Source organism: Synechococcus sp. RC10A2, assembly GCF_047502605.1.
Genome location: NZ_JANSHP010000109.1, coordinates 1 through 2,341 on the forward strand (window position 1 = coordinate 1; position 2,341 = coordinate 2,341).

At 56.8% G+C, this 2,341-nt stretch carries 2 protein-coding genes; one reads left to right on the plus strand and one right to left on the minus strand.

Annotated elements, in window-relative coordinates:
* Positions 1-381 precede the first annotated feature (381 nt).
* On the plus strand, positions 382-927 hold the full coding sequence (locus tag NW848_RS15355) for a hypothetical protein (protein WP_414511353.1): 546 nt from the start codon (positions 382-384) through the stop codon (positions 925-927).
* A 216-nt stretch (positions 928-1,143) separates the two neighbouring features.
* On the opposite strand, the gene NW848_RS15360 is transcribed toward NW848_RS15355, so the two are convergent.
* On the minus strand, positions 1,144-2,341 hold a 1,198-nt coding region (locus NW848_RS15360; protein ID WP_414511354.1), incomplete at its 5' end, for a hypothetical protein.

Here is a 2,341-nt window from a genome sequence, read left to right on the forward strand (position 1 = left end):
TCTCCCAAGGCCGCCCCTTCGCCGTCAACAACCCCCCCACCGGAAGATCCATCGACACCAACGCCAACGCCCTCACCTCCTCCACCAACGCCAACCCCCTCGCCATCTCCGTCTCCTGGTGGGTTTAACATCGAGATTGAGTTTATCGACAACAGCCTCAGCCCTTCCCAGCGCAACATCGTTCTGCAAGCGGCCCGGCGCTGGGAGCAGATCATCACCGGCGACTTGCCCGACGTCACCCTAACTCTGCAGGCTGGCTTCTGCGGAGCTGGTTTCCCCCCGACTCCCCTGGTCAATCGTCCTGTGGATGATCTCTTGGTTCAAGTAACCGGCGCCCGGCTCCTCTCCAGCCCCCCTGAGAGTGATGGTCCGGGTAGGGTTGTGGGTCAAGCGGGCCCCTGCGGCCCTCCTCGGCCCGGGATCGGCATCATCCCCTATGCCAGGATAGGGATCGACCCGGCAGATCTGGGTCGCTTAGAGGATCAGGGATCCCTCTTTGACGTTGTCCTGCACGAGCTGGGCCATGCTCTGGGGTTTGGCACCGTCCCCAACTGGCGTCCTTTTCTCCTCAACAGCGGCACCACCAACCCGCGTTTTGCCGGCCGGCAGGCCACTGCTGAGTACAACAGCCTGGGCGGATCTGGGAATGTGCCGGTGGAGGTTGAGCCACCTCCCGAAGGTCACTGGCGGCGAACCCTAGGGTTGGAGCTGATGACGCCGGTGCTGCCACCGCCACCTGCACGCCCTGCTCTTAGTCGTATTACGGCTGCAGCCATGCAAGACTTGGGGTTCACGGGCGTCAACCTGTCTGCTGCGGATCCCTATGCCCTGCCGCCAGAAGGGCGCATCCGACCAGGGGAGGGGCTTTTCCTGGGGAACGATGCGGTTTTTGGCCCAATTGGGGGAGAGCTCCGCTTGCTTCCCTGAGGACCTGCTAACCCCAGGGAGATGCCCAGCCTAGCCTAGGGCGGCAACAAAAAAAGGCCCCGCTGGGAGTCTGCTAGGAGAAGGGAAGCGAGACGCAGCTCTTGTCCTAGGACAAGACCTGAGCTACGGATGGTCCTGCGGCTGTTGCCCGGCATGGCCACTTTGGCATAGAAAAGGCCCCTCAGTGGGGGCCAAAAAGGAAAGAGGTGGGAAAGGTTAGGAGGGACAAGAAAGGCTAGGGTCAGATTCTACATATCGCTTTTCTGAAGGTGGTATAGAAAAGCCGTTGAAGGTGTTGCCAGTTGGCATGGGAGTGGGAACCACAGTTCCCGGCCCTTGATTATAGATAGCAATACTGGTATTACCTGAAGGAGCGTTTGTGAATCTGTTGCCTTGCACAGTCACAGTGCCACTAGCGTTAACACAAACTCCAATTGCTATTTTTCCTGAAGTTGAGTCTCCTTCTCTTACCTGAATTGACGATCCTTCCACTCTTCCAGAAGCAATGGGGCCTGAGAGGACAACAGCGAAAACATTGCCATTGCTTCCTGCGGCGCTTCCTGTGGCTTTAATCGCGCTCAAGCTTACAGTGCTTCCAACCACCTCCACAGAGCCGGCAGCTGTGTTCCCATAGATACCTACAACGCCCTGCTTGTTCCCTGACCCTACAGCCACAACGGAACTACCATTAGTGACCTTCAAGGTACCACTGCCCTCGTGAAGAATGCCAGTAACAAAGTCTTGGTTGCTTGGAATGGTAATGCGTACGTTCTCAAGAGTAACAGTGCCTGAAACTGATGATGTTACATGAACACATTTGTCGCCTCCACCAACTGCCGTGGCCCCGCTAGTGGTAATACTACCTGTGCTACCTGCGCAGTCAATAACCATGTCTTTCAAAGGCGTGCCCCCCGCCCTGAGCTCAATGGCAGCTGCAGCAGTTCCAGGACCGCCGGGATCCCTGCTGATAATTCTAAACCCTTGCAGCTTGTTGCCCCGCTTGAGAATTAAATACCTACCGTTCAAATCGAGCTCAAAGTTAACGCCATCGTCAGGAACTATCGTGATGGATCCAGTTGCTAAATCGGCACTTACGATATTGTTAGAGCCAGCAGGGTTGACCGTCTCGACACCGCTACGAATGATCCTTACAATAACATTTGTCCCGCCCCCAAGACCTGCTACGTCTCGAACGGTAGAAGACTCTATAGCTTTTTCTACGGTTTTAAATGGCTGAGCAGGTGAAGTGCCCTGGAAGGTATCAGAACCAAAAACCGGATCGACATAGAACTGAGCAGCGGGGGTTGGCGTTGGAGTGGGCGTTGGGGTGGGTGTTGCAGTAGGTGTGGGAGTCGGCGTCGGGGTCGGTGTGGGCGTGGGGGTCGGTGTGGGGGACTCGGTTGGGTAGTGGATG